This is a genomic window from Microbacterium foliorum (assembly GCF_006385575.1).
GTDB lineage: Bacteria > Actinomycetota > Actinomycetes > Actinomycetales > Microbacteriaceae > Microbacterium > Microbacterium foliorum_B.
In genome coordinates this window covers 1,394,093-1,419,637 of record NZ_CP041040.1, presented here as the reverse complement: position 1 = coordinate 1,419,637, position 25,545 = coordinate 1,394,093, and the positions used below count along the sequence as shown (strand labels likewise).

General features: G+C 68.0%; 29 protein-coding genes. 15 read left to right on the top strand and 14 right to left on the bottom strand.

Features of this window, described 5'->3' with window-relative positions; translation table 11 throughout:
• Nucleotides 1-7: 7 nt before the first annotated feature.
• Nucleotides 8-1,642: a DHA2 family efflux MFS transporter permease subunit gene (locus tag FIV50_RS06760; protein ID WP_140036769.1), complete on the bottom strand. Its 1,635-nt coding sequence runs from the start codon at nt 1,640-1,642 to the stop codon at nt 8-10.
• A 65-nt stretch (nt 1,643-1,707) separates the two neighbouring features.
• On the bottom strand, nt 1,708-2,148 hold the full coding sequence (locus tag FIV50_RS06755; RefSeq protein WP_258184460.1) for a hypothetical protein: 441 nt from the start codon (nt 2,146-2,148) through the stop codon (nt 1,708-1,710).
• Nucleotides 2,149-2,188: 40 nt separating this feature from the next.
• Here FIV50_RS06755 and FIV50_RS06750 point away from each other — a divergent pair, with 40 nt between their 5' ends.
• From FIV50_RS06750 to FIV50_RS06740, 3 genes are read left to right on the top strand one after another with little or no spacing between them, the layout of a single operon-like run.
• Nucleotides 2,189-2,644, top strand: a complete 456-nt coding sequence (locus tag FIV50_RS06750; protein ID WP_181164353.1) for a MarR family winged helix-turn-helix transcriptional regulator — start codon at nt 2,189-2,191, stop codon at nt 2,642-2,644.
• Between the two features lie 25 nt (nt 2,645-2,669).
• Nucleotides 2,670-3,092, top strand: a complete 423-nt coding sequence (locus FIV50_RS06745; protein WP_140036768.1) for an organic hydroperoxide resistance protein — start codon at nt 2,670-2,672, stop codon at nt 3,090-3,092.
• A 44-nt stretch (nt 3,093-3,136) separates the two neighbouring features.
• Nucleotides 3,137-4,114: a zinc-binding dehydrogenase gene (locus tag FIV50_RS06740; protein ID WP_140036767.1), complete on the top strand. Its 978-nt coding sequence runs from the start codon at nt 3,137-3,139 to the stop codon at nt 4,112-4,114.
• A gap of 24 nt (nt 4,115-4,138) precedes the next feature.
• Here the strand turns inward: FIV50_RS06740 and FIV50_RS06735 are convergent, their stop codons facing one another.
• From FIV50_RS06735 to FIV50_RS06715, 5 genes are read right to left on the bottom strand one after another with little or no spacing between them, the layout of a single operon-like run.
• The gene (locus FIV50_RS06735; RefSeq protein WP_140036766.1) at nt 4,139-5,215 is read right to left on the bottom strand and encodes a DNA polymerase IV; all 1,077 of its coding nucleotides are present in this window, start codon (nt 5,213-5,215) and stop codon (nt 4,139-4,141) included.
• Between the two features lie 60 nt (nt 5,216-5,275).
• Entirely contained in the window at nt 5,276-5,668 is a 393-nt protein-coding gene (locus FIV50_RS06730) for a DUF1304 domain-containing protein (protein ID WP_140036765.1), read from the bottom strand.
• A gap of 29 nt (nt 5,669-5,697) precedes the next feature.
• On the bottom strand, nt 5,698-6,591 hold the full coding sequence (locus FIV50_RS06725; protein ID WP_140036764.1) for a CPBP family intramembrane glutamic endopeptidase: 894 nt from the start codon (nt 6,589-6,591) through the stop codon (nt 5,698-5,700).
• Nucleotides 6,588-7,313 carry a tRNA (guanosine(46)-N7)-methyltransferase TrmB gene (gene trmB / locus FIV50_RS06720; RefSeq protein ID WP_140036763.1) on the bottom strand — a complete coding sequence of 242 codons (726 nt, stop codon included), beginning with the start codon at nt 7,311-7,313 and terminating at the stop codon, nt 6,588-6,590. The genes FIV50_RS06725 and trmB overlap by 4 nt, the downstream gene beginning before the upstream one ends.
• A 43-nt stretch (nt 7,314-7,356) precedes the next feature.
• Nucleotides 7,357-8,196, bottom strand: coding sequence for a DUF3097 domain-containing protein (locus tag FIV50_RS06715; RefSeq protein WP_140036762.1), 840 nt, complete (start codon nt 8,194-8,196; stop codon nt 7,357-7,359).
• 122 nt (nt 8,197-8,318) lie between these two features.
• Between FIV50_RS06715 and FIV50_RS06710 the strand changes: the two genes are divergently transcribed.
• From FIV50_RS06710 to FIV50_RS06695, 4 genes are all read left to right on the top strand, one after another.
• Entirely contained in the window at nt 8,319-10,370 is a 2,052-nt protein-coding gene (locus FIV50_RS06710) for a TPM domain-containing protein (RefSeq protein ID WP_140036761.1), read from the top strand.
• A 55-nt stretch (nt 10,371-10,425) separates the two neighbouring features.
• Complete coding sequence (locus FIV50_RS06705) at nt 10,426-11,169, top strand: PspA/IM30 family protein (protein ID WP_042541884.1); 744 nt, start codon at nt 10,426-10,428, stop codon at nt 11,167-11,169.
• A gap of 68 nt (nt 11,170-11,237) precedes the next feature.
• Entirely contained in the window at nt 11,238-12,041 is an 804-nt protein-coding gene (locus FIV50_RS06700; RefSeq protein ID WP_140036760.1) for an arginase family protein, read from the top strand.
• Nucleotides 12,038-12,484, top strand: coding sequence for a Fe-S oxidoreductase (locus FIV50_RS06695; protein ID WP_140036759.1), 447 nt, complete (start codon nt 12,038-12,040; stop codon nt 12,482-12,484). The genes FIV50_RS06700 and FIV50_RS06695 overlap by 4 nt, the downstream gene beginning before the upstream one ends.
• An 11-nt stretch (nt 12,485-12,495) precedes the next feature.
• On the opposite strand, the gene FIV50_RS06690 is transcribed toward FIV50_RS06695, so the two are convergent.
• From FIV50_RS06690 to FIV50_RS06680, 3 genes are read right to left on the bottom strand one after another with little or no spacing between them, the layout of a single operon-like run.
• Complete coding sequence (locus FIV50_RS06690) at nt 12,496-12,966, bottom strand: SIP domain-containing protein (protein ID WP_140036758.1); 471 nt, start codon at nt 12,964-12,966, stop codon at nt 12,496-12,498.
• A 33-nt stretch (nt 12,967-12,999) separates the two neighbouring features.
• On the bottom strand, nt 13,000-13,722 hold the full coding sequence (locus FIV50_RS06685) for a tyrosine-protein phosphatase (protein WP_140036757.1): 723 nt from the start codon (nt 13,720-13,722) through the stop codon (nt 13,000-13,002).
• Nucleotides 13,719-14,195 (bottom strand): carboxymuconolactone decarboxylase family protein, encoded by a 477-nt coding sequence (locus FIV50_RS06680; RefSeq protein ID WP_140036756.1) that lies wholly within the window; start codon nt 14,193-14,195, stop codon nt 13,719-13,721. Before FIV50_RS06680 ends, FIV50_RS06685 begins: the two co-directional genes overlap by 4 nt.
• A 171-nt stretch (nt 14,196-14,366) precedes the next feature.
• On the opposite strand from FIV50_RS06680, the gene FIV50_RS06675 reads away from it, so the two are divergent.
• From FIV50_RS06675 to FIV50_RS06650, 6 genes are all read left to right on the top strand, one after another.
• Nucleotides 14,367-15,293 (top strand): alpha/beta fold hydrolase, encoded by a 927-nt coding sequence (locus FIV50_RS06675; RefSeq protein WP_140036755.1) that lies wholly within the window; start codon nt 14,367-14,369, stop codon nt 15,291-15,293.
• Between the two features lie 94 nt (nt 15,294-15,387).
• Entirely contained in the window at nt 15,388-16,908 is a 1,521-nt protein-coding gene (locus FIV50_RS06670) for an ABC transporter substrate-binding protein (protein ID WP_140036754.1), read from the top strand.
• Between the two features lie 13 nt (nt 16,909-16,921).
• Nucleotides 16,922-17,869 (top strand): ABC transporter permease, encoded by a 948-nt coding sequence (locus FIV50_RS06665; protein WP_140036753.1) that lies wholly within the window; start codon nt 16,922-16,924, stop codon nt 17,867-17,869.
• Nucleotides 17,869-18,735, top strand: coding sequence for an ABC transporter permease (locus tag FIV50_RS06660; RefSeq protein ID WP_140036752.1), 867 nt, complete (start codon nt 17,869-17,871; stop codon nt 18,733-18,735). The genes FIV50_RS06665 and FIV50_RS06660 overlap by 1 nt, the downstream gene beginning before the upstream one ends.
• A complete protein-coding gene (locus FIV50_RS06655) occupies nt 18,732-19,523 on the top strand; it encodes an ABC transporter ATP-binding protein (protein WP_140036751.1) in 792 nt (263 codons plus the stop codon). Before FIV50_RS06660 ends, FIV50_RS06655 begins: the two co-directional genes overlap by 4 nt.
• Nucleotides 19,520-20,314 carry an ABC transporter ATP-binding protein gene (locus tag FIV50_RS06650; RefSeq protein WP_140036750.1) on the top strand — a complete coding sequence of 265 codons (795 nt, stop codon included), beginning with the start codon at nt 19,520-19,522 and terminating at the stop codon, nt 20,312-20,314. Before FIV50_RS06655 ends, FIV50_RS06650 begins: the two co-directional genes overlap by 4 nt.
• Before the next feature lie 9 nt (nt 20,315-20,323).
• On the opposite strand, the gene FIV50_RS06645 is transcribed toward FIV50_RS06650, so the two are convergent.
• The 4 genes from FIV50_RS06645 to FIV50_RS06630 are packed head-to-tail and all read right to left on the bottom strand — an operon-like array spanning nt 20,324 to nt 23,443.
• A complete protein-coding gene (locus FIV50_RS06645) occupies nt 20,324-20,941 on the bottom strand; it encodes a GNAT family N-acetyltransferase (RefSeq protein ID WP_140036749.1) in 618 nt (205 codons plus the stop codon).
• 4 nt (nt 20,942-20,945) lie between these two features.
• Nucleotides 20,946-21,656, bottom strand: a complete 711-nt coding sequence (locus FIV50_RS06640) for a uracil-DNA glycosylase (RefSeq protein WP_140036748.1) — start codon at nt 21,654-21,656, stop codon at nt 20,946-20,948.
• A gap of 3 nt (nt 21,657-21,659) precedes the next feature.
• On the bottom strand, nt 21,660-22,442 hold the full coding sequence (locus FIV50_RS06635; protein ID WP_140036747.1) for an SDR family oxidoreductase: 783 nt from the start codon (nt 22,440-22,442) through the stop codon (nt 21,660-21,662).
• 26 nt (nt 22,443-22,468) lie between these two features.
• A complete protein-coding gene (locus tag FIV50_RS06630; protein WP_258184459.1) occupies nt 22,469-23,443 on the bottom strand; it encodes a DMT family transporter in 975 nt (324 codons plus the stop codon).
• Between the two features lie 33 nt (nt 23,444-23,476).
• Between FIV50_RS06630 and FIV50_RS06625 the strand changes: the two genes are divergently transcribed.
• Complete coding sequence (locus FIV50_RS06625) at nt 23,477-24,067, top strand: TetR/AcrR family transcriptional regulator (protein WP_140036746.1); 591 nt, start codon at nt 23,477-23,479, stop codon at nt 24,065-24,067.
• Between the two features lie 141 nt (nt 24,068-24,208).
• Nucleotides 24,209-25,531, top strand: a complete 1,323-nt coding sequence (locus tag FIV50_RS06620) for a bifunctional o-acetylhomoserine/o-acetylserine sulfhydrylase (protein ID WP_140036745.1) — start codon at nt 24,209-24,211, stop codon at nt 25,529-25,531.
• The last annotated feature ends 14 nt before the right edge of the window (nt 25,532-25,545 follow it).

Below are 25,545 nucleotides of genomic sequence, written 5' to 3'. Positions count from 1 at the left end.
GCCTCCGTCAGTCAGACGTACCGATCCCCGCCGCGTCATCTGCAGGTGCAGAATCCTCGTCGCGGCGTGCCTTCGCTCCCGCACCGGCTCCGAGCGAAATCGTCGAGAGCAGGCCCAGCGACAGGAATCCTGCCGCCGTCCACGCGGCGAACCGTGTGCCGTCGGAGAATGCCGCCTTCGCGTCGTCTGCGATCTCGGCGGTCTCGGGCTGAGCCTCCAGCCCGCTGATCGCCGCGCCGGCGCTGTCGACGACGGACGACACGATCTGGTCGCGCTGCTCAACAGGAAGCCCCCGTGCGTCTAGTGACGATGTGAGTATCCCGGCCGTGCTCGTGAACAGCACCGTGCCCAGGACTGCGACTCCCAGCGCTGCTCCGAGCTGCCGGGAGGTCGATTGCGTCCCCGACGCCGCGCCGCTGTCGTCGACCGGCACGTCGGCGAGCACGACACCCGTCAGCTGCGCCGTGGCGAGGCCGACACCGAGTCCGTAGACGAAGAGGAACGGGATGAGAGGCACCCACGACGCGTCCGGGGCGATGACGAAGCCGACGCCCGCGACGCCGACGATCTCGGCCAGGAGCCCCGCTCGCACCACCCAGACCGGAGCGACTTTGCCGCTCGCCGCGCCTGCCGCACCGCTGGCGACGAATGACCCGCCGGCAAGGGCGAGCAGCAGCAGGCCGGTCTGCAGCGCGTCGAAGCCCAGGACGAACTGCAGCCACAGCGGCAGTGCGAGGATGATGCCGAACTCGCCCAGCGAGACCACCGTGGCGGCGACGTTGCCGTTGCGGAACGACGGGATGGAGAACAGTCGCAGTGCCAAGAGGGTCGACCTGCCGTGGCGTTCCCGGTGCACACCCCACGCGATGAAGGCGACGAGCCCCGCGACGGCCAACGCGAAGGCGAACGGGATCGGAGACACATCCAGCGGCCAGCTCCAGTCGCCGAGCTCTGGGCGCTGGTCGACGAGCCACCACCCGTAGGTGCGCCCCTCGATCAGACCGAACACGAGACTCGCCATCGTGATCACCGAAAGGATCGCTCCGACGACGTCGATCTTCGACGGTCGGTCGCTGCGCGATTCGGCCACCGTGAGCAGCACCCCGACGATGATGATGACCCCCAGAGGAATGTTGATGCCGAAAGCCCAGCGCCAGGAGAACTCGGTCGTCAGCCATCCCCCCAGAAGCGGCCCGACGGCCGCCATTCCACCGATGGTCGAGCCCCACACGGCGAAGGCGATGCCGCGCTCGCGGCCGCGGAAGGTCGCGTTGATGATCGAGAGGGTGGTCGGCAGGATCATCGATCCTCCGACTCCCTGCGCGAGACGGGCGAGGATCAGCATCCCGCCGTCCGGTGCGAACGCGGCGAGCACCGAGGATGCCGCGAAGACGACGACACCGATGATCATCACGCGCCGTCGTCCGAATCGATCCGCCAGGCTGCCGAACACGAGGAGCAGGGCGGCGAACACCAGCGTGTAGGCCTCCTGCACCCACTGCACCTCGGTCGAGGTGATGCCTAGGTCGTCGACGATCGCCGGAATCGCGACATTCACGATCGTCGAATCGACGATGATCAGCGAGACGGCGATGCTGATGAAGACCAGGCCCACCCAGCGCAGGCGAATGTAGCGTTCCATGACTACTAGCCTATCTAGCAATTAGACAAGTGTCACGATATCTGCGCCCCGACAGCGAGCGAGTATCAGTTGGTCGGCAACTCCGGAGTCGGACGATCGATGACCCTCCGCACGCCGCCTCTGGCGAGCATCAGCACGATGATGAGCGCGGTCACCTGCAAGAACCCACCCAGATACACGGCGTCGCCGAAGACCCACGCCACGATCTCGAGCACGAGGAACTTGCTACCGGGAAGGACGAGCAGCAACGCCCCGACGTTCAGCACTCTGATCCAGTGGCTGTGCGTGCCGCGGATGCGGGCGACGATGCGCTTCTTCACGAAGAGCACCCCCTCGAGCACGACCTTGAGCAGCACCGCAGTCAGCAGGGCGAGAAGGAACGACTCGGAGATGACCTCGGGGAACAGCTGGATGAAGACGCCGAGCACGACGAGGTAGACGAATATGTCGACAAGGTCGACGGAGCGGACCTTCACGGCCTCATCGCAGCGAGGGTCGGGTCGCATTTAGATTGTGCACAATCTAATCGTGTGCAATGCTTGATGGATGGCCGTGACCGATGAGATGGTGTGCTTCTCGCTGTATTCCGCCGCGCGCGCGACGACGCAGGCCTATCGAGCCCTTCTCGCACCGTGGGGCCTCACCTACCCGCAGTATCTCGTGCTCGCGATCCTCTGGATGGAGGGCGAGCAGACCATCGGCTCGCTGGGCGACGCCATGCAGCTCGATTCGGGCACCCTCTCCCCTCTCGTCCGCCGCCTCGAGCAGGCGGGCTATGTGAGCCGAGCCCGCAGCTCAGCCGATGAGCGTGTCGTCACCGTCGTGCTGACCGAAGCGGGCACGGCATTGCGCTCTGAGGTCGCCCCGGTCCACACTACCATCGCCGCTCTCGCCGGCATGCACGACGACGACCAGCGTCACCGCCTGATCGCCGAGCTGCAGGAACTCACAGAGCGACTGCAGAAGACCGCTCCCTCCACGCGCACACCGCGCGCCGATTGACCACAACCCGGAAGGAATCCACATCATGGAAGCTCTCTACACCGCCGAGGCACTCGCCACCGGAGCCGGACGAGCCGGCCGCGTCGCCACGAGCGAAGGCAACCTCGAGCTCGACCTCGCCATCCCGAAGGAGATGGGCGGCAGCGGCGACGGCGCCAACCCCGAGCAGCTGTTCGCCGCCGGCTACGCCGCGTGCTTCCACTCGGCGCTGCAGTCCGTCGCCCGCACGCAGAAGGTCAAGATCACCGACTCGTCGGTCGGCGCCCGCGTGCAGATCGGATCCAACGGCGAGGGAGGTTTCGGACTCGCCGTGAAGCTCGAGGTCGTCATCCCCGACCTCCCCCACGAGCAGGCTCAGGCGCTCGCGGACGCCGCACACAAGGTGTGCCCCTATTCCAACGCGACCCGCGGCAACATCGACGTCGAGATCACCGTCACCGACGACTGATCCACCCAGAGCATCCCCCACGACCGATCCCACAAGGAGACACAATGCGCGCACTCACCCATGACACCTTCGGCGATCCCGAACAGGTTCTGACCGTCACCGAACGCCCCACCCCCGAGCCCGGCCCGGGTCAGGTTCGCCTGCGGATCATCCTCTCCCCCATCCACAACCACGACCTCTGGACCATCCGGGGAACCTATGGCTTCAAGCCCGAGCTGCCGGCGGCATCCGGCACCGAGGCGCTCGGCATCGTCGACGCTCTCGGCGAGGGCGTCGACAACCTGACCGTCGGCCAGCGCGTCGCCTCGGGCGGCACGTTCGGCGCCTGGGCGGAGTACGTGGTCGCGAACGCCGCGGGGCTCATCCCGGTTCCCGAGTCGCTCAGCGACGAGAGCGCGGCGCAGCTCGTCTCGATGCCGTTCAGCACCGTGAGCCTGCTGCATTTCCTGGGGGCGGAGAAGGGCGACTGGATCGTCCAGAACGCAGCGAACGGTGCAGTCGGGCGCATGCTCGCCCAGCTCGGCGCAGCCCGCGGCGTGAACGTCATCGGCCTCGTGCGCCGCTCGGCCGGTGTCGACGAACTCCGCGAACAGGGCATCGAGAACGTCGTCGCGACCGACCACGACGGCTGGCGCGAGCAGGTCGCCGAGATCACCGGCGGTGCGCACATCGCCTACGGGATCGACTCGGTCGGCGGTTCGTCGGCAGGCGACGTGCTGTCGCTCCTCGGCGAGGGCGGCACACTCGTCGCGTTCGGAGCCATGAACTCCCCCACGATGGAGATCGCCTCCGGAGATGTCATCTTCAAGCAGGCGACCGTCAAGGGCTTCTGGGGCAGCAAGGTCATCCAGACGATGGATGCCGCTACGCGGGGCGCCCTGTTCGGCGAGCTCTTCCAGCGCGTCGGCGACGGTACCCTGACCCTGCCGGTCGCAGGGGTCTTCGATGCCTCTGAGGCCGCCGACGCCGTCCGTGCGAGCAACACCGCCGGCCGCGTGGGCAAGGTCCTTCTGAAGTTCTGACCACCCGGTGCCTGACCGCCCCCGTCAGATTCGTCCTCTGACGGGGGTGCGCTCCGCCCCGTCGCCACCCTCCGGCATCGCCATCTCAGCGCGCACGCCGAGAAGTCGCACCTCCCGGTCGTGATCGAGCGTGGCGCCGAGTGCGAGAGCCGCAGCGACGACCTCCGCGCGCTCGGTCGTCGGCTCTGACAGCTTGCGACCGAACGTCTTGGTCTCGAACGGCGCGTACCGCACTTTGAGATGCACGCGAATGACCGGGCGCCCGTCGGCGGCGCAGTCGTCGAAGGCCTGCCCTGCCAGCTCGGTGAGCGCTGACTGCACCTCCGCGGTCGTCGTGAGGTTCTGCTGAAACGTCGTCTCCCGACTGTGGCTGCGCGCCACCCAGGGGGTGTCGTCGACCACGCTCGGTCCGAGGCCCGAGCCGAGATCGCGGTACCAGACACCCATACGCGGACCGAACTCCGTGACGAGCTGATCCTGGTCCGAGTCTGAGAGCTCGCGTACCGTCGTGATCCCGTGGGCGGCGAGCCTTTTCTGCACCTTCGGCCCCACACCCCAGAGGTCTCGCGTGGGCTTGTCGCCCATGACCTCGAACCAGTTCTCGGCGGTGAGCCGGAACATGCCGCGAGGCTTGCCGAACTCGGTGGCGATCTTGGCGCGCACCTTGTTGTCGCCGATGCCGACCGAGCAGTGCAGGCCGGTCGACTCGAGCACCGCGGTCTGAGCGATGCTCGCGACCCGCTCGGGGTCATCCGTCGTGACGCCGAGGAAGCACTCGTCCCAGCCGATGACCTCGAGCAACACCCCGGGCAGCGCACGCAGCGTCGACATCACCTCGGTCGATGCCGACTCATAGGCTTCGTGGTCGACCGGCAGGAAGACCGCGTCGTCGGGCGCCTTGCGTGCCGCGATCTTCAACGGCATCCCCGATCCGATGCCGAACTCGCGCGCCTCGTACGAGGCCGTCGATACGACAGCTCGCTCCGTCGGGTCTCCCCTGCCGCCCACGATCACCGGCAGTCCCGCGAGCTCGGGCCTGCGAAGAACCTCGACCGCAGCGATGAACTGGTCCATGTCCACGTGCAGAACCCAGTCGCTCATGCATCGAGTGTGGCCCGTGTCACCCGCGAAGTCACCCCTCGAACACGATCAGCTCGGAGATCAGCCGATCGACACACCGATCGCCGTCGAGATGACGGCGAGCAGCGGCAGGGTGCCCTGCATCGCGGCCGCACGCAGCTTGGTGCGGTCGGAGAGCACGAGCACCAGCGCTGCCGCGAGCATCATTCCCGTGCCCGCGAAGACCAGCGTCAGTCCGACCGTCGTGAGGCCGATGATCACGAAGCCGACGCCGAGAAGTGCGGTGAGAGCCAGGAACAGGTTGTAGAAGCCCTGGTTGAAGGCGAGAGCCTTCATGGTGACGGCATCCGCTTGGCTGGCGACGCCGAAGATCTTCCTCGTCTCGGGTTCGGTCCACTTGAGCGATTCGAGCGCGAAGATGAAGACGTGGAACGCGGCAGCGGCCGCGGCGAGGACGAGTCCGACGATGAGCATGACTCGATCGTATCGACCCTCGCGCCCTGTCAGATCAGGAAGATCGGCAGCAGTCCGGGGTTGTGCGCGTGCACGAGCACGGCGAAGACGACCGCATCGAACAGCAGGTGCACGGTCACGACATAGGCCAGCGAGTGCGTCCGCATGAAGATGAACCCCTGCAGGAGCGCGAACGGGATGGTGAGAAGAGGGCCCCACTCGCGATAGCCCAGCTCCCACAGGAACGACACGAACACGATCATCTGCAGGACGTTGGCGAGGGCATCGGGAAAGTGCCTGCGCAGCAGTGCGAAGACGGTGCAGATGAAGAACAGCTCGTCCCAGATGCCGACCGCTCCGACGCCGACGAACAGGCGAGCGATGAGGTCGGGCGAATCGACGACCGGCCAGTTCTGGTAGACGCCGCTCGTGATGAAGTAGAACGGCAGGATCAGCCAGCCGAGCACCAGGACCGCCACCAGCCACCCCCACTGCAGGCGTCCCCATCTCTTGTGGGCACGCCAGGGGAAGCTGATCGCGCGGTCTCGGAAGACGAAGCGCGAGACGACGTACGGCACCGCGACCGCGCCGCCGAGAGCGAGGGTGAACCGCAGCATCGCGAGGTTGTCGAGCTCCGCGGCCAGCGGGATGACGCTTACGATGAGCATTCCCAGGGCGATCAGCGAGAGGTCCCTGGTGAGCGAGGGCTGACGGCTCACACCGATCACGCGAGCGCTCTCACGCCGCGCGCCGACGCTCACCGTCTGATCCGGCGACGAGGGCAGGCGCCGTTCGACGAACCAGGCTGCGCCGACACCCAGCGCGAGCAGCACCCAGCCGAGCCAGGCGATCTGCGCCACGAAGAACGCCGGTGCCGCAAGGCACACGAGCAGCGCAGGCACGACAGCGGGCCAGGTCGTCGACGTGCGCTGAGTGTCGATCACGCGCGCGACTTCCGCCGATACACGAGGTCGCGGATGTCGCGCCCCTTGGCGATGCCCTTGCGCTCGAAGGCCGTCATGACGCGTCCGTCGAACCGCTCCGCCCAGTCGCCGTCGAATGCGCGCTCGAACAGGGGCTCGGCGTCCAGCACCTCGCGCATCTGCAGCGCGTAGTCCTCCCAGTCGGTCGCGAGACGCAGGAGACCTCCGTCGCGAAGCGCACGGGCTGCGGTGTCACCGAACCCTTGGCGGACGAGCCGTCGCTTGGTGTGCTTCTTCTTGTGCCACGGGTCGGGGAAGAAGATCCAGACCTCGGCGGCCGCGGCCTCGGGCAGATACGACGAGAGCACCTCCGGCGCGTTCGCCTCGACCACGCGCACGTTGCGAGCGCCCTCGCGGTCGGCATCGAGCATCGTCCTGGCGAGCCCGGCGCGGAAGACCTCGACGGCGAGGAAGTCGTCATCGGGGCGCGACGATGCGGCGGCGACGATCGCGTGCCCCTGACCGGAGCCGATCTCGACGTACAGATCGGCCTCGCGCCCGTATTCGACGGTCGGTTCGAGCCTCGCTTCAGGGTGCACCGAGGTCCAGGCGACATCGCGGGGGACGTCCAGGAGGTAGTGCGGTCCGAGCTCTTCGAAGGCGCGCTCCTGGGCGTCGGACATGCGGCCGCTGCGGCGCACGAAGGAGACCGGTTCGTCGCGGAAGGTGCGGGGTTCGGGCATGCTTCCAGGGTAGTCGGCGGTGATCAGCCCCACAGACCGCAGATCAGGGCGCGGGCGCGGTCACGAAGTCGATCAGCTCCTCGACACGGCCGAGGAGCGCGGGCTCGAGGTCGCGATACGTGTGCACCTTCGACAGGATGTGCTGCCAGGCTCGACCGGTGTCGCCCTGCGTCTCATAGGGCCAGCCGAACGCCCGGCAGATTCCCGTCTTCCAATCGGTCCCTCGAGGGATCTCGGGCCACTTCGCGATGCCCAGGGCTCGAGGGGTGACGCACTGCCAGACGTCGACGAAGGGATGTCCGACGATCCGCACGTGCTTCCCGTGCGGACCTCGGGCCACTGCATCCGCGAGACGCGACTCCTTCGAACCGGGCACGAGATGATCCACCAGAACCCCGTAGCGGCGCGATGCGCTGGGCGGCTCTGCGGCGAGCAGCTCATCGAGCAGATCGACTCCCTGTAGGAACTCGACGACCACGCCCTCGACCCGCAGGTCTGCTCCCCACACCTTCTCGACGAGCTCGGCGTCGTGTTTTCCCTCCACCAGGATGCGGCTGGGCAGCGCGACCCTGGCCCGCTGATCGGCGGCCACGAAGGATCCGGATGCCGTGCGTCGGAGCCCCTGCTCCTTCGCCGCGGGAGGGGTGAGGCGCACCGGCGATCCGTCGATCAGGAACCCGCCGCCGAGAGGGAAGAGTCGCTTGCGCCCGACCCGATCCTCGAGCTCGACATTGCCACCCTGCACTCGCGTGACCGCTCCGCAGAATCCGTCCTGCGCGACCTCGACGACGAGATCGAGCTCGGCGGCAACCTGCGGCACCGGCTTCGCCGCGCGCTCCCGCCAGCCAGCCGCGAGCACATCCGATCCGTACCTGTCGTCCATGCCATCCAGCGTATGTGTCTCCGCTGAGGGCGAACGGCTATCCCCGCTCGGAAGCTGTCGCGTGTCGGCCTCAGTGCATAGACTCGTGCCATGGGGCTCGGCTGCCGGTCGGAGGGAACACGATGAAGACACGGTGGCTGGCGCTGGCCGCACTGACCGCGGCAGCGGCCGCAGGGGCGTTCTCCGTCTCGGCCGCATCTGCGACCGATCCGGTCACGCTCGACTCGGGATACGTGACCGATGACGCCGACGCCCTCAGCGCCAGCGAAGAGGATGCCGTCGAGGCCCGCCTCCAGACGCTCAGCGACAACTCCTCGTCCGACCTCTTCGTCGTTCTCGTCGACGACTTCACCTCGCCGTCCGACAGCGTCGCCTGGGCCGACACCGTCGCAGAGAACAACAACCTGGGATCCGAGCAGTATCTCCTCGCCATCGCGGTGGACGGACGCAGCTACTACATCTCGGCCGCGCCCGACGGCCCGCTCAGCGACAGCAAGCTCGACGATGTCGAAGACAAGATACTGAGCCTCGCCGCGCAGGAGGACTGGGAGGGCATGATCGTCCTCGCCGCCGACGAGATCGAGGGCGACGGCGGGGCGGGTGCTCTGCGAGCCACGGTGATCGTGGTCGCGGTCATCGCGCTCGGCCTCATCGTGTGGCTCGTGATCGCGCTCGTCCGCCGCTCCCGTCGGAATGCCGAGATCCGCAGGCGCGGCGCCATGCCCGAGAAGCCCGATCCGAACGATCCGTTCTCGACTCTGACCGACGAGCAGGTGCAGACGCAGGCGGGTGCTGCCCTCGTGCAGGCCGACGATGCGATCACCTCGAGCCGCGAGGAACTCGGCTTCGCCGTCGCGCAGTTCGGCGAAGCGGCCACCTCGGCGTTCACCGGCGCCGTCGAGACCGCCAAGGCCAAGATGTCGGAGGCTTTCGATCTCAAGCAGAAGCTCGACGACGAGATCGAGGACACCGTCCACGATCGTCGCGCCTGGCACATCCGCATCATCCAGATCTGCGAAGAGATCGACGACGTCCTCGACGAGAACACCGAGGCGTTCGACGCTCTACGCAAGCTCGAGCAGAACGCCCCCCAGGAGCTCGAGCGAGTCAAGGGCGAGCGGGCAGCGCTCGCACCTGTCCTCGCCGGCGCGGCCTCTGCGCTCTCGGCTCTCGCCGACACCTACGACCCCGCGGCTCTGTCGACCGTCGCCGACAACCCGGCGCAGGCCCACGAGCGCGCGCTGCTCGCAGACCGTTCGATCGAGGCCGCCGCAGAGGCGATCGCCGCGGGCAGATCCGGCGAGGCGGCCTTCGCGATCCGCACGGCCGAGCAGTCAGTCGCCCAGGCAGCTCAGCTGGCGCAGGCGATCACCGCACTCGGCGCCGAGCTGACGAACATCGAAGCGCAGGCACAGGCCTTGGTGGCCGAGCTGCAGGCGGACATCGCCGCCGCCCAGCAGCTGCCCGACTCCGGCGGAGCGATCTCCTCGGTCGCCGCGGCGACGGCCCAGCAGTTGCAGCAGGCCCAGGCCGGCCTCGCTGGAACATCACGCAGCCCCCAGCGAGTGCTCGAAGCCCTCACGGCGGCGAACGCTCAGATCGATGCCGCCATCGCCCAGGGCATGCAGGCCGTCGAGCGCGCCCGCCGAACGCAGCAGATGCTCGAGCAGACGCTGACCCAGGCCGGCTCCGAGATCCGCGCGACCCGTGAGTACATCGAGACGCGCCGCGGCACCGTCGGGTCGACCGCACGCACTCGGCTGTCGCAGGCCGAAGCCTCCCTCACCCAGGCACTGAACCTGCGCGCATCCGACCCCGAAGCGGCGCTCACCGAAGCCGGCCGCTCGCTCGATCTCGTCCGTCAGGCCACCTCGTCGGCTCAGGCCGACGTCGAGGCGATGACCCCGAACCGGTACCAGAACGACAGCTGGGGCGGTGGGGGCGGCAGCATCTTCGGCGGATCCGGCTCGGGCGGCTCCGGCCTCGGAGGCGACATCCTCGGCGGCATCATCGGGGGGCTGCTCTCCGGTGGCGGAGGCGGAGGCGGCGGCTCCTCCCGGCGCAGCAGCTGGCGCTCCAGCGGAGGCGGCGGATTCCGCAGCTCCGGTTTCGGCGGAGGCGGCGGCAGCCGCTCCAGCGGCCGCAGCGGCCGTTCGGGAGGGCGACGCTTCTGAGCCGCACACACATCGACCCCAGACATCGAGTCCGACCCTCTGAAAGGAACCACGCATGACCAAGCAGTCCATCTTCGGACGTATCTCGACCCTTGTCCGCGCGAACATCAACTCCCTCCTGGACTCTGCGGAAGACCCGCAGAAGATGATCGACCAGCTCGTTCGCGACTACACGAACAGCATCGCGGATGCCGAGTCGGCCATCGCCGAGACCATCGGCAACCTGCGCCTGCTCGAGCGCGACCACGAAGAAGACGTCCAGGCGGCCACGGAATGGGGCAACAAGGCGCTCGCCGCGAGCCGCAAGGCCGATGAGATGCGCACCAAGGGCGACGCCGCAGACGCCGACAAGTTCGACAACCTCGCGAAGATCGCTCTTCAGCGCCAGATCAGCGCCGAGCGCGAGGCGACCGGCGCCGAGCCGCAGATCGCCGCGCAGACCGAGATCGTCGACAAGCTGAAGTCCGGCCTCAACGGCATGAAGGACAAGCTCGGCGAGCTGAAGAACAAGCGCAGCGAGCTGCTCGCCCGCGCCAAGGTCGCCGAGGCGCAGACGAAGGTGCAGGATGCGGTGTCGTCGATCAATGTCCTCGACCCCACCAGCGAACTTGGCCGCTTCGAAGACAAGGTCCGCCGCCAGGAGGCTCTTGCGCAGGGCAAGATCGAACTCGCGGCATCGAGCCTCGACGCGCAGTTCGAGAGCCTCGAGGACCTCGGTGAGCTCACCGAGGTCGAGGCTCGTCTCGCCGAGCTGAAGGCGGGCGGCTCCGCCCCTCGCCAGGCCATCGAAGGCTCCTGATACACCTGCGGGTGCCTCGGATCCTCGCGTCCGAGGCACCCGCTCCCCTTTCTCAGCTGGAGGCACCCATGGTGCGTTTCCTCGTCGTCCCGCAGTGGCAGGGCTCCCCCGCCGCCCGCGCGATGCTCCTCGTCGACGGCGCCTCGGCGATCGCCGGCGATCTTCCACGCGCGGCGACCACCGTGCTCGACGTGCCCGTCGAAGCGGGTGAATCTCTGGGAACGGGCGTTCGCCGCCTCAGCGCGCTTCTGCGCACCAGAGAGCTAGTCCACGAGAGCATGACGGCCGACACGGTGGTCATCGGCGGCGACTGCAGCGTGACGGTCGCCGCGCTGGCAGCTCTCCCCGGGGGAACCGACGACCTCGCCGTCGTGTGGTGCGACGCCCACGCCGACCTTCACACGCCCGACACGTCGCCCTCCGGCGCCTTCTCCGGAATGGCGCTCCGAGCAGTGCTGGGCGAGGGAGAACCTCAGCTCGCGGTCACGCCCGGGATTCCCCGCGACCGGGTGGTCGCGGTGGGCATGCGCAACCTCGAGGATTCCGAGGTGACGGCCCTCGAAGGCCTCACGCAGCTCTCCGTCCAGGATCTCGACTCACCTGAAGCATTGGCCGACGCGGTCGAGGCGACCGGCGCACGGCGCGTCTGGGTGCACATCGACGTCGATGTGCTCGACCCCGCCGAGATCGCCGGGGTCTCCTCCCCTGCCCCGTTCGGACTCGCGCCCGCCACTCTGAGCACCGCGATCCGCGCACTGCGGTCACGTGTTCCGCTGGCCGGCGCGACCATCGCCGGGTTCGCCCCCCGCTCACCCGCCGACGCGGTCGACGACCTCGGCGCCCTGCTCCGCCTCGTCGGTGCCGTCGCATGACGGCCGACTGGCGGCCCGCTGCCGAGCTCGCTCTGGCCCGCGGTCGACGACTCGACCGAAGGATTCCCGCGTTCCTGCTCCGCTCACCGATCAGCCGACTCGGATACTGGTGGGGCACGGCCGTCGGCTGGATCTGGGGCTCGCTGTGGAGCACCGGGCCCGTCGAACGCCGCGCCGGCCTCTGGGTGTTCCGGGGGATGCCGAACTGGACGTTCAATCGCGGCGGGGTGTGCGTAGGCGGCTGCTTCCTCACCGGCGACGCGCGCCCGAGCGACGCGATGCTGCGACACGAAGCGGTGCACAAAGCACAGTGGCTGCGCTACGGAATCCTGCTTCCGGCGCTCTATCTCTTCGCAGGCCGTGATCCCCTGCGCAACCGCTTCGAGATCGAGGCAGGGCTCGAAGACGGCAACTACGTCCGCCGCAGCAGAGCTCAGCGGTAGACGCTCGGCGCCTAGCGCTCGACGGGCAGAAGTCCGAACCGCTCGGGTGCGTGGATCTGAGCGGGCTGGATGTCGAGAGCGCCGGTCAGGTGCTCGACGATGTCGGCAGTGCCGAGGTAGCCGCCGAGAAGAGTGATGTGCGTCTCGAGCTCGTCGTCGCAGAGCATCTCGTCAGCCCAGGCGCAGGTCGCCCGCGCGAGCGCCTCCCCGGGAGCGCAGGCGCGGCCGGTTCCGGGTGCTCCTGACCGCTGGGCTCGGGCGAGCCAGGTGACGGTCATGCGGCCAGGCGCGTCGATCACGCCGATGTCCGACGCGTCAGCGACCTCGATGAAGATCCGGCCCGAGGCACACAGCGGCAACGTCGAGAGGAACACCTCGAGCTCGGCCAGCGAGTGCTCGTCGGCCGTCACCAGGTGGTGAGCACGACGACGTGCGGCGCGGCGCTCAGCACGCGTGCTGCGGGTCTCGAGGAAGGTCTCCATGATGCATCCAGCATACAGCACGTGAAGGGTTGCCTAACCTTGCTCGGGCACTTCTTCCACGAGCGCTCCCCGAAGATCTTCGAGTTCCTGATCCGTCATGCCGTTCGCACGGAGATAGTCGGCGGCCGAGCCCCACCGCTCGTCCACCTGCTCGAGAAGCGCCCTCATCACGGGCGCAGGCGACTGCGTGGCCAACGCGACGGCATGCACCGCCTCCGGATGCTGCGACCTCAGGTATGCCGCGATGCGATTCGACCGCTCGGCCGGCAGCAGCGACTCCGTGAGCGCATAGTCGTCGACGATCGCCTCACGGTCGGCGCCCACTGCGGCGAGCGCAAGGGCCACCGTCACCCCGGTGCGGTCCTTGCCCACCGTGCAGTGAACCAGGGTCGGCTCTCCCGCCGCGATGATGCGGATGGCGGCGACGAGCCGCTCTCCGCTCTCCTCGAGAAGATGAAGATAGAGGTCTTCCAGGCTCGTATCTGTCTCGAAGAACGAGCGCACGGATCCGAGGAACAGCGGAAGGTGAGTAGTGTCCGGCCCCTCGATCTCGGTCGGCTCCGCCGCGACCTCTTCGCCGTCGCGGAGGTCGACGATGTGCGAGACGCGACGACGAACCTCGTTCACACCCGCCGTGGTGGCCGCCGAGAGCTGGCCCGACCGCAGAAGCATCCCCGAACGGATCCGCCCGCCTTCCGCGGGAAGCCCGCCGACGTCGCGGAAGTTGTTGACGCCGTCGATGTCGAGGACGCTCACGCCTGCGCCTGCGGGGCGCGCGGCGGAACAGGGTATCGGCCGGCGATGACGACCCTGTTGAACGCGTTGATCGAGATGCACGCCCAGCTCAGTGCTGCGTACTCCTTCTCCGTGAAGACTCCCCCGACGCGGTTGTAGACCTCGTCTGAGATGCCCTCCTCCGAGATGAATGTGAAGGCCTCGGCGAGTTCGAGCGCCGCCTCCTCGCGGTCGCTGAACACGTTGCTCTCTCGCCAGGTCGCGATCTGCATGAGCGTGTCCGTGTCGATGCCGGCCTTGAGCGCCCTGTCGACGTGCAGACGCGTGCAGTAGCTGCATCCGTTCAGCTGTGAGGAGTGGATCATCACGATCTCCTTGAGCCGATCGTCGATGCCGTTCGCGGCGCAGATGTCTCCGACCGTACGCGCGAAGGCGTCGAGCGCCTGATACGCCGCTGGCTCGGTCTTGGAGAGGTGCACTCGCGTCTCGCTCATGTCTCAATGATATTCCGTTGTGCACTCGCTCCGGGAGGTTGCCCTCGAAGAGATCAAGTGCACAACGACAAGCCACCACCCCGTCATGTTCGCTTTATGACAACCATAGACACGACTCGAATTGGCACGGTGTCTCTGCATTTCCGCACCACCTTGAAAACAGAGCAGAATATGCAAGTGGCGATCGACACCAGCGAGTTCAACTATCTTCCCGCACAGGCGCAGGCGATGGGGGTCCCCGTACCATCCGTCCGACGCGTGACGCTTCCCCTCCCGGACGGCCGTCACGTCAGCGCTCTCCGGTTCGGCGAAGAGACGCCCCGTGTCACGCTGCTGCACGGCGCCGGCCTCAACGCCCACACGTGGGACACGACGGTGCTCGCTCTTCAGCATCCGGTGCTGGCGATCGACCTCGCCGGGCACGGCGACTCGTCGTGGCGCGGCGACGTCGACTACTCCCCTCGCACGCTCGCGCTCGATGTCGCAGCAGCACTCGACGCCTGGACCGATGGCCCACAGCTGGTCGTCGGCCAGTCGCTCGGCGGCCTCACCGGCGCAGCCCTCGCTGCCACTCGACCCGACCTCGTCTCGGGGCTGATCGTCGTCGACATCACCCCTGGCATCGACACCTCCGCCGGCCCAGCCGCCCTGCGCGAGTTCTACGCCGGCCCCACCGATTTCGCGACCCGCGACGAGCTCGTCGACCGCGCGATCGCGTTCGGGTTCGGGGGCGCCCGATCCGACACCGAGCGCGGAGTCTTCCTCAACACCCGTGTGCGCGACGACGGACGTGTCGAGTGGAAGCATCATTTCGCTCACCTCGCCGCTCAGACGCTGGCAGCCCATGACCCTGGCGACGTCGCGGCGCCGTCGCCGCTCCACGCCACCGGATGGCAGGATCTCGCGGAGACGACGGCCGCGGTGACGCTCGTCCGCGCGCTCGACGGCTTCGTGAGCGAGGTGGATGCGAAGGAGTTCGGCGAGCGCCTGCCTCACGCTCGCGTCACCGCCATCCGGGCCACCCACAACGTTCAGGAGACCGCACCCGCCGAGCTGGCGTCACTGATCTCCTCGTCGCTCGCCACCCGCGGAATGTGACCTTCCGTTCCACATTCCGCCCTCACCGCCCCGACACATCCCTAGGCTCGATCCATCGGCACACAGCAACTGCCGCCCCGAGAGGAAACAACCCATGTTCCGACGTACGCGACGACTCGCGCTGATCTCCGCGATCGCGGCGAGCGCCATCGTCCTCACCGCCTGCTCAGGTGCCGCAGAGCCCGAGGCCACCGAACCGGTGGGAGAACCCGACCCGGACGCGACGCTGCAGGTGGGCCTCGTCCTCGAGCCCACCAACCTCGACATCCGTCGCACCAGCGGCGCAGCGCTCGAGCAGATCCTGATCGACAACATCTACGAGGGTCTCGTCAGCCGCACACAGGAGAACGAGATCGTGCCGCGGCTCGCGTCCGACTACGAGGTCTCCGAAGACGGACTCACGTACTCGTTCACGCTGAACGAGGGCATCACCTTCCACAGCGGAACCGCACTCACCTCCGCCGATGCGGTCGCCTCCTACGAGGCCGTGCGCACTGACGCGACGTTGCAGGGCAATGCCGAGTTCGCCTCTGTGGCTTCGATCACAGCTCCAGACCCGACCACGGTGCAGATCGTGCTGACCGAGCCGAACCAGAACTTCCTGTTCTCGCTGACCGGCCCCGCGGGCCTCGTGTTCCAGACCGGCGACACGACCGATCTCAAAACCGCCGAGAACGGCACCGGCCCCTTCACCCTGACGCGCTGGAGCAAGGGCAGCGCCATCACGTTCGCCCGCAACGAGGCGTACTGGGGCGAGCCTGCGGGAGTCGCCGAGGTCGAGTTCCAGTACATCCCCGACTTCACGGCCGGAGTGAACACGGCTCTCGACGGTGGCGTCCAGGTGCTCACCGCGGTGGATCCGAATCTCGCCCCGCAGCTCGAGGACTCCGGCGACTTCTCACTCACGACCGGTCGGACCACCGACAAGGCGACGCTCGCGTTCAACAATGCCAAGGCTCCTCTCGACGACGTCAGGGTGCGCGAAGCGCTGCGTCTCGCGATCGATCACGAAGCTCTCGTCGAGGCCGTCGGCGCAGGCTCCGCCCTCTACGGACCGATCCCCGAACTCGACCCCGGCTACGAAGACCTCTCCGATGTCGTCTCCTACGACCCCGAGAAGGCCAAGGAGCTGCTGGCTGAGGCCGGGCAGGAAGAGCTCGAGCTCACCCTGACGATCCCGAGCTTCTACGGCACGACGGTTCCGAAGGTCCTCATCTCCGACTTCCAGAAGGTCGGTGTCACCCTCGATGTCGACTCGGTCGAGTTCCCGACCTGGTTGGAGGACGTCTACACCAACCACGACTACGACCTGAGCTTCGTGCTGCACGTCGAGCCGCGCGACTTCGGCAACTTCGCGAACCCCGAGTACTACTTCGGCTACGACAACGCCGAGGTGCAGAGCCTCTACACCGAGGCGCTGGCCGAGGTCGACCCCGACGAGTCGGCGGACCTGCTCGCCGAGGCCGCTCGGATCGTGTCCGAGGACCACGCGGCGGACTGGCTGTACAACGGCGCGACGATCACGGCCGTGAGCCCGCTCGTCACGGGGTTCCCCGAGGACTCGATCAACTCGCGCATCAACCTGGCCGGCGTCACCGTGGCCACCGAGCAGTGATGACGCGCACTTCGTGATCCGCTACGCGCTCGTCCGAGGAGTCCTGCTCATCGCAGGGCTCCTCGTGTCGAGTGCGGTGATCTTCCTGACCCTGCGGGTGTTTCCCGGCGACGTCGCACAGCTGATCGCGGGAACCCAGGCCTCCCCCGCCGAGGTCGAGGCGCTCCGCGAGTCGCTGGGCCTCAACCGCCCGCTTCCCGCACAGTACGCCGAGTGGATCGGGGGCATCTTCCGAGGGGACCTCGGCACGTCCCTGCTCTCCGGCGCCTCGGTCGGCGAGGAGCTGCTCGAGAAGGCTCAGGTGACGGTGCCGCTCGGCATCCTCGCCCTGCTGATCGCCGTGCTCATCGCGGTGCCGTTCGGCATCCTGGCCGCGCTGCGCCGCGGCGGACGCGGAGGCACCGCCCTCAGCGTCGGCGCACAGGCCCTCGCGGCTGTGCCGGTCGTCTGGGCGGGGATGATGCTCATCGTCGTCTTCTCGGTCTGGCTCGGCTGGCTTCCACCACAGGGATTCCCGCGCACGGGATGGAGCACGCCCTGGAAGGCACTCGAGTCGCTCCTGCTGCCCGCTCTCACGATCGGCATAGTCGAGGGGGCGATGCTCATGCGGTTCGTCCGCAGCGCCACCCTTCAGGCCGCCGGTCAGGACTTCGTGCGCACGGCAGCAGCCAAGGGCCTCACGCGCACGCGGTCGCTGATCTCGCACGGCATCCCCGCCGTCGGCCTGTCGATCATCACCGTGCTGGGACTCCAGATCGCCGGCATCATCGTCGGGTCGGTCGTGATCGAGCAGCTCTTCACGCTTCCCGGCATCGGACGGATGCTGGTGGCCGACGTCGGCACGCGCGACCTGATCAAGGTGCAGAGCGAGCTCCTCGTCCTCACCGGATTCGTGCTCGTGGTGGGATTCCTCGTCGACCTGATCCACCGTGCGGTCGATCCGCGCCAGAGGGAGGCGTGATGCGCGGCTGGCTTCCGAGACTGTGGCGCACCGCCACCGGACGATTCGGTCTGATCGTCGTGGCGGTCATCGCGCTCACCGCACTCGTCTCGCTGTTCTGGACGCCGTTCGATCCTCAGGAGTCCGACGTGCGCGCACGCTGGTCCATCCCGAGCTGGCCGCATCTGCTCGGCACCGACGACACGGGCCGTGACATCCTCAGCCTACTCATGGCAGGCGCTCGCACGACGGTCTTCGTCAGCATCGGTGCCGGTGTCGTCGCGACGCTCGTCGGCATCGCCCTCGCTGCCCTGGGTGCGCTCACCGCCCGCTGGCTGCGCGAGACGGTCGCCGTGCTCGTCGACATCCTGATCGCCTTCCCCGTGCTGCTGATCGCCATGATGATCTCGTCGGTCTGGGGCGGCTCGCTGTGGGTGGTGATCTGGTCGGTCGGCATCGGATTCGGCGTCAACATCGCCCGCGTCACGAGACCCGAGCTGCGCCGCGTGCAGCAGAGCGACTTCGTCCTCGCCGCGCGGGCGTCCGGCCTCACGACCGGACAGAGCCTCGCTCGTCACCTTCTTCCGAACGTCGCCCCCGTGTTCATCGTGCAGCTCTCGTGGTCGATGGCGGTCGCGGTGCTCGCCGAGGCCGGCCTGTCTTACCTCGGCTTCGGCGCCTCGGTCACGGAGCCGAGCTGGGGACTGCTGCTCGCCGACCTGCAGCGCTACATCGGCGTGCATCCGCTGTCGGTCATCTGGCCCGGTCTCGCGATCACGATCACCGTGCTCGCGCTCAACCTCCTCGGCGACGGGTTGCGCGAGGCCACCGATCCCACGCTGCGCCACCGCGCGGCCGAGGTGCACACACCGGCGGTGATCGCATGAGCCTCGAGGTGACGGACCTCGTCGTCCGCATCGACGGACGCGCCGTCGTCGACGGCATCTCCTTCGAGGTGCCGGACGGATCCCGTCTCGGTCTGATCGGCGAATCCGGCTCAGGCAAGTCGCTGACCGCCCTCGCGGTGCTCGGCCTGCTCCCCGAAGGAGCGGTGGCGAGCGGCAGCATCCGCTGGAACGGGACCGAGCTGATCGGACTTGCGGATCGCGAGCTCGCGCGACTGCGCGGCGACGAGATCGGGATCGTGTTCCAAGAGCCTCGCACCGCCCTGAACCCGATCCGCACGGTCGGCAGACAGATCGCCGAGTCGATCCGCATCCACGAGGGCATCGGTCGGAGAGAGGCCCGCGAGCGTGCGGTCCAGGAGGCCGCGCGCGTGCGGCTGCCCGACCCCGCCTCGATCGTCGATCGCTATCCGCACCAGCTCTCGGGCGGTCAGCGGCAGCGGGTGGCGATCGCCATAGCGCTCGCGTGCCGGCCACGACTGCTCATCGCCGACGAGCCGACGACCGCTCTCGACGTCACCATCCAGGCCGAGATCCTCTCACTGCTGTTGAACCTCGTCGAGGAAGAGGGCATGTCTCTCATGTTCATCACGCACGATCTCGCGGTGCTCGCACAGGTCGCGACCCACGGCGTCGTGCTTGAAGACGGACTCGTGGTCGAGGCGGCCCCCGTGAGCACGCTCCTCACCGCTCCGACGTCCCCGATCACGCAGGGGCTCCTGCGCGATGCCACCGCGACACTCTGGCGTCCCGAGGGAGGCACGCGATGAGCCTGATCGAGGCGCGGGCGCTGCGACGCGACTTCGTGATCCCGAAGCGTTCGACGTTCGAGAGCACCCGACGGCAGACCGCACTGGCGCCGACCGATCTCGACATCGTCGAGGGGTCGTCTGTCGGCATCATCGGCGAGTCCGGGTCGGGCAAGTCCACCCTCGTCAAGCTGCTCCTCGGCCTCGACCGCCCGACGTCCGGCACCGTCACTCTCGACGGCAGGACGGTGGACGCTTCGGCATCCGCACGGTCGCTGCACTGGCTGCGCCGTCAGACCGGGCTGGTGTTCCAGGACCCCTACGCATCGCTCGACCCGCGCATGACCGCTGCGCAGATCGTCCGCGAACCGCTGTGGGCGCTCGGAATCGATGGAGATCACCGAGCCAGAGTGCGCGAAGTTCTCGAGCAGGTGGGCCTGGAGCCCGAGATGGGCGATCGGTATCCGCACGAGTTCTCGGGTGGGCAGCGGCAGCGCATCGCTCTGGCGAGGGCCATCGTCCACCGTCCGCGCATCCTCGTCGGCGACGAGCCGCTGTCGGCGCTCGATGTGACCGTCCGTGCTCAGATCCTCGAGCTCCTCGTCGAGCTGCGCCGCACCTCAGACCTGACGCTCGTGCTGGTGTCGCACGACATCGGGGTGGTGCAGAACCTCTGCGACACGGTCGTGGTGATGAAGGACGGCGAGATCGTCGAGCGCGGCACCACCGCGGACGTGCTGCTGCACCCGACGCACGATTACACGAAGACGCTGCTGGCCGCTATCCCGGTCATCCCCGCTCCTCCGGCGTGATCGCGGCTCTCAGCGCCCGGAGCTCAGGCCGAAGAACTTCCGTCGGCGGCTCGGGCGCAGGGCACGTCGCATGTAGACGGTGCCGAGGTCGCGGCCGAACTTGTGACCGACGCGACCCATGCGCCCGGCTTCGACGAAACCGAGCTTGGCATGCAGGCGAATCGACGCGTCTGCTTTGGTGTCGCTGATCACGGCCACCATCTCACGGATGCCGAGCTGCTCGCATGCGTCGATCAGAGCCTGCAGCAGTGCGGCTCCGAGGCCTTTGCCGCCGGCCCCCGGCCCGAGGTAGATCGAGTCCTCGACGGTGTAGCGATAGGCGTTCTTCCCCGCCCACGGCTGGGCCAGCGCATAGCCGATCACGACCCCTGCCGGTGAGACAGCCACAAGGAAGGGCAGGCCGAGCTTGCTCAGCAGCGCGAACTTCTCCCGCCAGTAGGGGATGCTGCTGCGTCGCTCGTCGAGCGTGACGACCGAGTTGCTGACGAAGTGGTTGTAGATCTCGCGCACGTACGGCAGATCGCCGGACCGTGCGGGGCGGATCGAGTACGAGAACACGTCGGGTTCGGACTGCGGTCGCAGATGGCGCGGCAGCACACGGCGGCGATCACCGGGCTCGAACTGCATGCGATCAGCTTAGAGGGAGCTCGCCGCCGATGCGCCAGTCGACCGGGCTCGCACCGAGTCCTTCGAGCATCTCGTTCGCCCGCGAGAACGGGCGGGAGCCGAAGAATCCCCGCCGAGCGGACAGCGGCGACGGATGCGCCGAGGCTATGACCGGTGTCTCTCCCAGCAGCGGCTGGAGGTTCGCGGCGTCTTTTCCCCAGAGGATCGCGACGAGCGGCCGGTCGCGGGCGACGAGGGCACGGATCGCGAGCTCGGTGACCTGCTCCCACCCCCAGCGGCGGTGGGATCCCGCCTCACCGGGGCGGACAGTCAGCACGCGGTTCAGCAGCAGCACACCCTGGTCACTCCACGCGGTCAGATCTCCGTGCGGCGCCGGTGGGATGCCGAGATCGCTCTCGAGCTCGGCGTAGATGTTGCCGAGACTGCGCGGCAGCGGGCGCACGTCTCGGTCGACCGCGAAGGACAGGCCGATCGGATGCCCGGGAGTCGGATAGGGGTCCTGACCCGTGATGAGCACCTTCACCTCGGACATCGGGCGCTCGAACGCACGCAGCACATGCTCCCCCGCGGGAAGATAGCCCCGCCCGTCAGCCTGCTCCTCACGCAGCCGCTCACCGAGGGCGGTGATCGTCTGCTGCGCCGGAGCGAGGGCGTCAGCCCAGTCGGGGTCGATCAGCCCGTCGCCGGCGAGCTCGGCGAGAGTGCGCGCAGTCATCGCTCAGTCGATCGCTCGGACCCGCAGCGGTCCGCGGGCGAGGAGGTGGTTCGCCGACTGGGCGACGGGCCGCATCGTGATGAGATCGAGGTTCACGTGCGCCGGGGCATCCAGCGCGTAGGCGATCACGTCGGCGACGTCCTCGGCCCGCAGTGGCGCTTCGACGCCCGAGTACACGGCCTCCGCGGCGACCGCGTCTCCGCCGAGACGGTTGAGGGTGAATTCCTCGGTGTGCACCATGCCCGGAGCGACCTCGGAGACGCGGATCGGCTCTCCGTTCAGCTCGAGGCGGAGGGCGTGCACCAGCATCGCCTGAGCGGCCTTCGCGGCGTTGTAGCCGCCGCCACCGGCATAGGCGACCTGCGCAGCAGTGGACGTCACGAAGACGGTGTCGGCGTGGCCGTCCGTTGCGGCGGCCCGGCGCAGCAGGGGTAGGAGCCCGGCGACCAGGCGCTGGCTCGAGAGCACATTCGCGTCGTACATCCACTGCCAGTCGTCGACCGATGCGTTCTCGACGCGGTCGGTGCCTCGTGCGCCGCCGGCGACCTGCACGAGAGCGTGCACCGGGCCGGTCGCCTCGAGCTCGGTGACGAGCGCGGCGACGGCGTCCGGGTCCGTCAGATCGCACGCGATCGTCGAGGCACCCGTCTCCGCCGAGAGCGCCGCCAGCCGGGACGCGCGTCGTGCGACTCCGACGACTCCCCAGCCTCGCGCGCGCAGCGCGCGCACCGTGGCCTCTCCGATACCCGAACTCGCACCCGTCACGACTGCACGCCTGTTGACCATTCCTCCACCGTACGATGTTCCGGCGACTATCTCGCGTCGTGCGCCGCCACGTCGCACTTTCCGGCCGACCTCGCGGTCGTTCCGTGCGACCTCTCTGTCGCCCCCTGCGACCTCGCCTCGCTGGTGAGCACCACCGCGACGCCGATTCCGCACAGGACGAACCCTGCGACGGTGACGATGGTGATCGACTCTCCCAGCAGGATGCTGCCGGCGAGTGACGTCGCGGGGGCGATCAGGAAGAGCAGAGCCTGCAACGCGGTGATGCCCACTCGCCGCAGCAGCCACCAGTACAGACCGTAGGCGGCGAGGGTCGGGAACACGGCGGTGAGCACGACGGCGAGCCAGAACGAGGCGGATGCCGGCGGAACCAGGGTTCCGGTCACGGCCGCGATCACCAGGAGCAGCACCGCGGTCATCGTCACATGGATCGTCAGTGTGAGGAGCACACCACTCGTCACCGCCGACCTGCGCTGCAGCAGGGTGCCGAGGATGAGGCAGACCATCGCGACGGCCGGCAGGAGATACGCCACCGGAGAAGCCTCCGATGACCCGAACTGTGAACGCACCACGAGGAGCACGCCGACCGCTCCGATCACGAGCCCAGCCCATTGCGCACCTCGCACGCGCAGACCGAGCACCGGGCCGACGAGCACAGCCACGACGAGTGGCTGCACCGCGTCGATGAGGGCGACCGTGCCTGTCGCGATGCCTGCCGCGACGGCGCCGTAGACCGCGAGACAGTATCCGAACTGCGCGAAGAGCCCGATCGTGGCCTGTGTGCGCAGATCGCGAGCGCTCAGCCCCTTCGCCCCACCCGTGAGCCGGAGGACGGCCAGGAGGACGACCGCCAGAGGCACGAACCGCCACACGAGGAGCGTCAGCGGCGACACGTCCACCGTGGCGTACGCAGGAATGATGAATCCCGAACTCCAGGTGACGATGAACGCGACGGCGGCGACCACCGTCATCACCGAGCAAAGTAGACCGATCTGTTTACTCATGCTCCGACTATACAGACTGGTATAGTCGATCGCATGACGCAGTCCGTTCCCGAGCTCGCACCGCTCACCCCCGGAGGGCGACGCGTCCTCGACGCCGCGTCGCGGCTCTTCTACGAACGCGGCATCCACGCGGTCGGCGTCGACACGATCGCCGAGGCGGCCGGCGTCACGAAGAAGACTCTCTACGACCGTTTCGGCTCGAAGGAGGCGCTCGTCGTCTCCTACCTCCAGCACCGCGACGCTCGCTGGCGAGAGCATGTGGCCGCACATCTCTCGCGCGTGCCCGAACCCGGCCCCGATCGCGTGCTCGCGATCTTCGATGCGGCGATCTCCTGGTCCGACGAGAACAGCCCGAAGGGATGCAGCGCGATCAACGCGCGGGCGGAGATCGGCGACGGCAACGACGAGCACCCGGTGTTCCCCGAGGTCTCCCGCCAGAAGGTCTGGCTGCTCGACGTGTTCGAGGAGCTCTGCGCCGAGGCGGGAGCCCCCGATCCTCGCGCGTTGGCGCAGGCGATGATGCTGCTGTACGAGGGCGCGATCGTGACGGTCGGGATGACGACGTTCGCCGAGCCGTTCGCGATCGCTCGCACGTGGGCGGCGCGACTGCTGACACAGGGCTGACTCCCCGATCCTCGACCTGCGGATTCGATCCGGATTCATTACGTCACATTTCCCACCCGCTGTTGACAGCCGTCGATGTTCCGTACTGTCGCATCAACGACATCAGTCGAACCGACCTTCCAACAGTTCCAGGGGGAACACATGTCCGCACCCGAGACCTGGCGTTTCGAGACGAAGCAGATCCACTCCGGAGCTGCTCCCGACCCGGTGACCAAGGCCCGCGCAACGCCGATCTACCAGACCACGTCGTATGTGTTCGACAGTGCCGACCACGCGGCGAACCTGTTCGCGCTGGCCGAGTTCGGCAACATCTACACCCGCATCCAGAACCCGACCCAGGATGTCCTGGAACAGCGCCTCGCGGCACTCGAAGGGGGCACCGGCGCCCTCGTCCTCGCCAGCGGTCAGGCCGCATCGACGTTCGCGGTGCTCAACATCGCCGAGGCCGGCGACCACATCGTGTCGTCGAGCTCGATCTACGGCGGCACCTACAACCTGTTCAAGTACACGCTCGCGAAGCTCGGCATCGAGGTCACGTTCGTCGAGAACCAGGACGACCCCGAGGAATGGCGCCGCGCCGTCCGCCCGAACACCAAGCTGTTCTTCGCGGAGACCATCGGCAACCCGCAGATCAACATCCTCGACATCCGCACCGTCGCAGACGTGGCGCACGAAGGCGGCGTGCCGCTGATCGTGGACAACACGATCGCCACCCCGTATCTGATCCGCCCGTTCGAGCACGGCGCCGACATCGTCGTGCACTCCGTGACCAAGTTCCTCGGCGGCCACGGCACCACCATCGGCGGCGCGATCATCGACGGCGGCACCTTCGAGTGGTCGAAGAACGTCGAGAAGTTCCCCGGGCTCACCGAACCCGACCCCTCGTACCACGGCGCCAGCTACACCGCTGCGGTCGGCGACCCGCTCGCCTACATCATCAAGGCTCGCGTGCAGCTGCTCCGCGACCTCGGCTCGGCCATCGCACCGCAGAGCGCCTGGAACCTCATCCAGGGCATCGAGACCCTGTCGCTGCGCATCGAGCGCCACGTGCAGAACGCTCAGGAGATCGCCGAGTGGCTGGACGGCCGCGAAGATGTCGCGTCGGTCAACTACTCGGGCCTGCCCTCTTCCCCCTGGTACGCCAAGGCGAACCAGTACGCACCCAAGGGCGTCGGCGCGGTGCTGTCGTTCGAACTCAAGGGCGGCGTCGAGGCCGGTCGCGAGTTCGTGAACAGCCTGTCGCTCTTCAGCCACCTCGCGAACATCGGCGACGTGCGCTCGCTCGTGATCCACCCGGCATCGACCACGCACGCACAGCTCACGCCCGAGCAGCAGCTCACGGCCGGCGTCACTCCCGGTCTTGTGCGCCTGTCGGTAGGCATCGAGAACATCGACGACCTCAAGGCCGACCTCGATGAGGCACTCGCCGCGGCGCGCCGTGTGTCGGAGGCCGCTCGCGCCTGACCCACCCATCGGAT